Raw genomic sequence first — 6,502 nt, forward strand, 5'->3', positions numbered from 1 at the left:
CATCGGGTGGGCGGCCGTACCGCTCGGTGAACTCCACGACACCCTCGCCCGCAAGGCCCTCGACTCCGCCGGGGTGCGCACCCGACTGCGCGCCACGGCGCCCGGCCGCCGCGCCCCGCACGGCGCCCACGGCCGGCCCTCCACCCCGCGCGACAAGTGGCACGCCTTCAAGGAATCGCCGTACTTCCCCGCGACCGTGCTGCTGTTCATCCTCGCCGCCGCGGCGGGCCTCTTCGCCGGGTCGTACACCTACGCCATGGCCAACCCCACCCCGCACCGGATCCCCGCCGCCGTGATCGGCCAGCCCGCTCCGCCGCGCGGCACAGCGTTCGTGGCAGGAATGGAGAAGGCCCTGGACACCTCCCTGGTCCTGCACGAGTACGACACGATGGCCGAGGCCGACGAAGCGCTCCAGGAGCAACGCGTCTTCACCATCCTGCGCGCCGACGACGACCGGGTGCACCTCGACGTCGCGGCGGCCTCCGGCGCCTCGGTGGCCCAGCTTCTCGCCGAGGCGGGGGAGAAGGTGGGCAAGGCGGTCGGGGTCCCGGTCACCGTCCGGGACGTCAAGCCCCTCCAGCCCGGCGACCCCCGAGGACTCGCGCTCTTCTACATCTCGCTCGCCGCCGTCATCCTCGGCTTCGTCGGAGCCATCCAGCTCAGCGTCCACGCCCGCAGCCTGAACCCGCTGGAGCGCATCCTCTTCACCGTCGCCCACGCGCTGCTCGGAGGGTTCGCCATCGCCGCCGTGGTGGACTGGGGGCTCGGGGCACTGGACCTGCCCTTCCTCCAGTCCTGGCTGATCCTGGCCTACACGATGTTCACCTGCGCCATGGTCTTCACCATGTTCAACACCCTCATCGGGCGCTGGGCGATGCTTCCGACCTGGGGCGTCATGGTGCTGCTCGGCAACCCGTCGTCCGGCGGCGCCGTCTCCTGGCCGCTGCTGCCGTCACTGCTCGGGCACATCGGCCGCTGGCTGCCCCCGGGCGCCTCCGTCAACGCCCAGCACACCGCCGTCTACTACCACGGGCACCAGTTCCTCTTCCCCTATCTGGTGCTCGGCGTCTGGGCCCTCGTCTCCTGCGCCGTGTTCTGGACCTGGCGCCACCGCCACCCCGGCGGCCGGCCGAAGGAGCCCGAGCACGCGGCGGCACCCGGATGAACACCCCGGGCTCGGTCGAACGTCAGACACGGCCCAAGCGCAACTGCTCCTCCTCCACGATGAGCCGGGCCAGCGTTCCGTCCGACACGTCCACGGCCTCGGGCACGGCCTCGGCGAGGTCGCTGCGCCGGGCGTACGCGTCGAACGCCCGGTCCTTGCGCGCCAACAGCGTCATCATCCGCTGGTCGACGCTGTCCGCCGTGAGCAGCCGGTGCACCTGGACGGCGCGTATCTGACCCATCCGGTGCGCCCGGGCCACCGCCTGGTGCTCCAGGGTGGGTTTGATCTGCGGCTCGCAGAGGATGACCACGGAGGCGGCCTGCATGTTCAGCCCGGTGCCGCCCGTCTGGATCTGGCTCAGCAGCACCGCGTGGCCGCGTGCCGCCCCGAAGGCATCCACCAGCTCCTGACGGCGGGCCGCCGGAACATTTCCGGCCAACGGTCCGAACACGTCGTCGCCGAGGGCCGCGCGCACGGTCGCCAGCACGTCGCGGAAGTACGAGAACACCACCACCTTGTGCCCGTTCGCGGCGGCCTCGGCGACCAGCTCCCGCAGCCGCGCCAGCTTCGCCGACGCCTCCGGTACCGCGTACGCCGCCCGGCGCATCCGCATGAAGTGGCCCTCGTCCACCGCGGCGCGGTAGGCGCCGAGGTCCGCCTCGCTGAACTCCACCCACTCGTCGGCCCGGACCAGGGCGGGCAGTTCGGTCAGGACGTCCTCCTGGTTGCGCCGGAGGTAGGCGGGCGCGACGGCGCGGCGGAAGGCGAGCGAACCGGCGGCGCCGTGCGTGGTGTCGACCGAGGGAGCGAGCTCGGGGCGGAGCAGCCGGATCAGACTGCGGAACTCCGCCACCCGGTTCTCCATCGGCGTGCCGGTGAGGAAAAGGACGTGTTCGGCCCGGTCCGCCCACCCGGCGACCGCCCGTGACCTGCGGGTGTCGGGGTTCTTCACGTAGTGCGCCTCGTCGACGACGAGCATGGCCGGCCGCACCCCCGCCCCCGCGTCCGCCAGGGCGTGGAGCGCGTCGAAGGTGGTGAGCGCGACCCCGCCCGAGTGCCGCCACTGGGCGAACGCGTCCTCCCGGTCGGGGCCGTGGACGGGCAGCACGCTCAGCGTGGAGCGCGCGCGGATCTCCCGGGTCCAGTTGATGAGCACGCTCGCCGGGCACACCACCAGGAAGTGGCGCTCCCCGCCCGCCGCCAAGTGCGCGAGCGCGGCGATGGCCTGGACCGTCTTGCCCAGCCCCATCTCGTCCCCGAGCACCACCCGCTTCTGGGCGAGCGCGAACCGGGCCCCGAACGACTGGTAGCCGCGCAGCGACACCCGCAACCGTGTGTCGTCCAGCCGCAGTCCGCGTACCCGGTCCGCGATGGTGGCGGGCAGGAACCCCTCGGCGGCGTCCCGGTCCGGACCCGTTCCCGACAGTTCGGCCAGCAGGCCGTAGTACTCCGCCGGCCGCAGCTCGAAGTCGACCCAGGCCGCCGCGTCCGGCTCCGGGGCCCGCAGCAGATCGACACACACCTGGCCGAAAAGGAGCGGGAGGCGCTGCTCCTCGGCCTGCGCCAGCACCGTACGCACGGTCTCCACCGCCACCGCGACCCGGCCGCGCGCCTGACGGCCGAGGAAGAGGGGGCGCAGCCGTCCTCTGGCCGGTGCCGCCGCGGCGAGGGGCTCCTCCAGGTGCCCGATCAGGCGCAGCGCCGCCTCGCGGGCCCGCCGCGCGTCGGGGCCCGCTTCGACCAGCCGGTGCAGGGCCACCACCAGCGCGGTGGTGGCAGGGTCCGGCGCGTCCGCGTCGAGGCGTACCGCGATCGTGTCGCGGACCGCGTGCGCGAGCTGCTCGGCGGCGGCCAGCGCCTGGTCGGCGGTCTGCGCCCCCACCCCGGGCAGCCTTCGGAGTTCGTACCGGCTCGCCGTGTGCACCGCGCCGACCGTGCGGAACCCCGCCTGTTCGAAGGCGGTGATGCGCAGCCGCCCCTCCGTCACGTCGCGGAGCCGTGCGACCGGGATCGCGTCCAGCTCCCGGCCGGTCAGGGAGCCGATGAGGGGATCGAGCACGGAGCGCACGGACTCCAGAGCCCGGTCGTGGTCGGTGGGCACCGCGCGGGCCGCTGCCAGCAGCACGTCCGCGTCCGCGAGCAGCGGCCGGACCGCCTTCCTGGCGCCCGTCGCGTCGTCCTGTGGCATGTACGTCCCTCTGTCCCACCGCCCCGCCCGTCGCACCGAATCCCAGGGTCGCGACGAGGCCCCCATGGTCCCACGGCCGGGTGACGGGAGGACGGCACCGCCCCGTCCGGATCGTGCCCCGGAGTTCCGCGACCGGTCGGCCGGTCCCGGAACTGCGACGTCCTGCCACCGGTGGCAGACTCGAAAAGCCAGGGATGCCCCTGCGCGAGAGCACGTCCACGACCTGTACCGACGAGTCAAGCGGGGCGGCAACGGGCCCTGCTGAAGGAGTGCAGCGCCATGCTCGACCCGACCTTCGTCCCCGGCGCGCCCAACTGGATCGACCTGGGCACGCCCGACCTCGACGGGGCGACCACCTTCTACCGCGGCCTGTTCGGATGGGACCTGGTACCCGGCGGTCCCGAGACCGGCGGCTACGGGATGTACACCCTGGACGGCCGGACCGTCGCGGGAGCGATGACCGTCACCGACGAGCAGGCCAAGCCGACGTGGTCGGTGTACTTCCAGTCCCCGGACGTGGACGCGACCGCCCGCGCGGTCGAGGCGGGCGGCGGAAACGTACCCTTCGCGCCCATGGACGTGCTGGAGTACGGCCGGATGGGCGGCTTCACCGACCCGGCGGGAGCCTACTTCGGCAGCTGGCAGCCCAAGCAGAACCCCGGACTCGGCGCGACCCAGGTGCCGGGCACGCTCATCTGGTCCGAGCTGTACACCCCGGACGTGGCGGCGGCGAAGGCGTTCTACGGAAGCGTCTTCGACTGGGACAGCGAGGCCACCGAATTTCCCGGCGGCACCTACACGATGGTCCGGCCCGCCGGTACGAAGGGCGAAGAGGCGTTCTTCGGCGGACTCGTCGGCCTGGACGAGGTGCCGAGCGAGGCCCGGTCGGGACCGCACTGGCTGCCGTACTTCCACGTCGACGACGTCGACGCGGCACTGGGCGACGCCGTCCGCCTCGGCGGGACCGTCACCCTGGGGCCGATGGACGTGGAGAAGGTCGGTGTGATGGCCAACGTCGACGACCCGTACGGAGCCTCCTTCGCCGTCATCAAGCCCGCCCCGATGGACTGAACCTTCACGTCACGCGCCGACGGAGGGCGTGGCCAGAAGTGGACGTTCAACGGATGTTTATTGACGGACGGCATGCTGGGCGCATGCTGACGAACACCACCACCGAGGACGCGCTCGCCTGGCAGGACACGGCCCTGTGCGCCCAGACCGGTCCCGAGTTCTTCTTCCCCGCGCCCGGCAGCTCGACCCGTGACGCGAAGCGGCTCTGCTTCGCCTGCGAGGGCCGCGTCGCGTGTCTGGAATACGCCCTCGCCAATGACGAGCGGTTCGGCGTCTGGGGAGGACTCTCGGAGAACGAGCGCGACCGGCTGCGCCGCTCCGGCCGCGAAAGCGCCTGACCGGAGCGGGCGGGAAGCGGGGAAGTCACGGGAGCGGCGGGAATCACGGCACTCCCGTGAGGGGTCCTCAGGCGGCCGGGATGCGGAAGGTCTTTCCGTACATCCGCCACTCCAGGGGAGCGGCCAGCTTGAAGTTCCCCTCGTCGAGGAATTTCATCTGCATGTCGTCGATCCGGGAGGTGTCGCGCCCGGTGCGCTTCGCCAGGATCGCCTTCCTGCTCGCGTCCAGGAAGATGTCGAGGTACTCCTCCTCGTCACCGCCCTCGGCCACCGTGTCGGCGTCCGACAGGGCCGCTTCCCGGATGCCGTAGAAGCCCGTCTTGCTGGTGTCGGGTCCGTGCAGCACCATCGCGTCGTAGTAGATGTACTGCCCGAGCGGTCCCAGCCCGTCGAGTTTCGCCTGCCGGACGGCCGGCTCGAAGTAGAGACGGTCGCGGGTCTCCTCCTGCGCCGCGCGGAACGCCTGGTCCTGGGAGGCCAGCTTCCAGGCGTCGGTGAACCCGGGGTCCAGTCCGTCGTGCGATCCGGAACCGTTCACCTTGCGCAGTGCCGGCAGGAAGGGCGCCAGCGGATTGTCCGGGTGCCCGGCGGTGAAGCGCTCCACGAGGTCCAGCATGTCGCTGGTGCCCGAGCAGAAACCGACGATCCCGGCGGTGTAGCCCAGGCCGTCCCCGGTGTCCTCGATCGCGCCGTACCGGCTCTGCCAGTCGAGGGTGGCGCTGTTCGCACTGGAGACCAGCTCCGACGCGATCTCCTTCATCGCCGGATCGGCGAGCCCCGGAGGCTGCTCCGCGATCTCCGCGTCCTCCTCGGCGCGGATGTCCGCAGCCGACTGCTTCTCCTCGCCGGACGTGGGCTGCCCGGTGTCGGAGGGCAGTTCGTCTCCGCTGCCTCCGAAGATCAGCGAGAGAGCGATGATGACCGGGGCGCCGACGAGGGCGAGACGTATGGCAGGTTTCACGCCGCACAGTGTAGGGCTGTTCACAGGAAACCCACTGGTCAGCCCCGGCGCGACCTCGGCAGGGGTGCTTTTGGGGTGATCCTCCCGGAGTGGTTGCCCTCGCTCGCCCGGTCACCGCACTGATCGCAGTCGGTAAAACCATGGCCCTGACCTGGCCCCCGCGCGGCAGAATCCTCCCATGACCGACAACCGGCCGCTGATCCTGGCCTGCGCCCTGCTCGACAGCCTCGACCCGCTTCCGTACCCCGCCCGCATGCGGGAACTGGCCGACCGTGCGCGACGGTTGGCGGACGCCGGTGAACTGGGGCCGGTGCTGGAGGAGCTGGAAGACGGTGACCCGTACGAACGTGGCGTCGCCGTCCTCGCGGCGGCATCGGGCGGCGACCGGGAGTGGGTGGCCCGGCACATCGCCGACGAGGACCCCTTCGTCCGGGGCCAGGCGCTGCGGGTGGCGGACGGGCTCGGCGTGCCCGACGCGGTGTTCGAGGACGCGGTGGCCGACGCACCGGCCGCCGTACGGCTCCAGCTGATCCGGGCAGTCGTCGCGGGCCGCCGCACCGGACTGGCCGACCGGCTGATCGTCTCCCTGCGCCGTACCTGGGGTGACGCGGAGGCGGCCCGGATGCTGCCCGGCTGCTCACCCGAGGTCGTGGAGGCACTCCTGCCGGAACTCTTCCACGCCCTGGCGAGCACGTCCAGCGCGGCGGGAATCCCCACGACGGGCGGCTGGAAGCCGCCGCCCCGGGCCGTGCCCAGGACCGTGCCGTCCTCGCCGATCA

The 6,502-nt window shown here is 72.2% G+C and carries 5 protein-coding genes and 1 pseudogene; 4 read left to right on the forward strand and 2 right to left on the reverse strand.

What is annotated here, in order from left to right:
- Window positions 1-85: 85 nt before the first annotated feature.
- Window positions 86-1,165 carry an ABC transporter permease gene (locus tag ACWD3D_RS31760; RefSeq protein WP_451464201.1) on the forward strand — a complete coding sequence of 360 codons (1,080 nt, stop codon included), beginning with the start codon at window positions 86-88 and terminating at the stop codon, window positions 1,163-1,165.
- A 22-nt stretch (window positions 1,166-1,187) separates the two neighbouring features.
- On the opposite strand, the gene ACWD3D_RS31765 is transcribed toward ACWD3D_RS31760, so the two are convergent.
- A complete protein-coding gene (locus ACWD3D_RS31765) occupies window positions 1,188-3,353 on the reverse strand; it encodes a DEAD/DEAH box helicase (protein ID WP_451464198.1) in 2,166 nt (721 codons plus the stop codon).
- A 279-nt stretch (window positions 3,354-3,632) separates the two neighbouring features.
- On the opposite strand from ACWD3D_RS31765, the gene ACWD3D_RS31770 reads away from it, so the two are divergent.
- A complete protein-coding gene (locus tag ACWD3D_RS31770; RefSeq protein ID WP_451464199.1) occupies window positions 3,633-4,424 on the forward strand; it encodes a VOC family protein in 792 nt (263 codons plus the stop codon).
- Between the two features lie 83 nt (window positions 4,425-4,507).
- A complete protein-coding gene (locus tag ACWD3D_RS31775; RefSeq protein WP_328718239.1) occupies window positions 4,508-4,762 on the forward strand; it encodes a WhiB family transcriptional regulator in 255 nt (84 codons plus the stop codon).
- Between the two features lie 67 nt (window positions 4,763-4,829).
- On the opposite strand, the gene ACWD3D_RS31780 is transcribed toward ACWD3D_RS31775, so the two are convergent.
- Window positions 4,830-5,723: a chitosanase gene (locus ACWD3D_RS31780; protein ID WP_451464200.1), complete on the reverse strand. Its 894-nt coding sequence runs from the start codon at window positions 5,721-5,723 to the stop codon at window positions 4,830-4,832.
- Window positions 5,724-5,901: 178 nt separating this feature from the next.
- Here ACWD3D_RS31780 and ACWD3D_RS31785 point away from each other — a divergent pair.
- A pseudogene (locus ACWD3D_RS31785) lies at window positions 5,902-6,502 on the forward strand (hypothetical protein); the annotation flags it as partial.

This window comes from Streptomyces sp. NPDC002690 (assembly GCF_053592415.1).

Bases quoted from the DNA above. Each gene is read 5' to 3' on its own strand.
- ACWD3D_RS31775 (WP_328718239.1), top strand. From the start codon at position 4,508: ATGCTGACGAACACCACCACCGAGGACGCGCTCGCCTGGCAGGACACG.
- ACWD3D_RS31770 (WP_451464199.1), top strand. From the start codon at position 3,633: ATGCTCGACCCGACCTTCGTCCCCGGCGCGCCCAACTGGATCGACCTG.
- ACWD3D_RS31765 (WP_451464198.1), bottom strand. From the start codon at position 3,353: ATGCCACAGGACGACGCGACGGGCGCCAGGAAGGCGGTCCGGCCGCTG.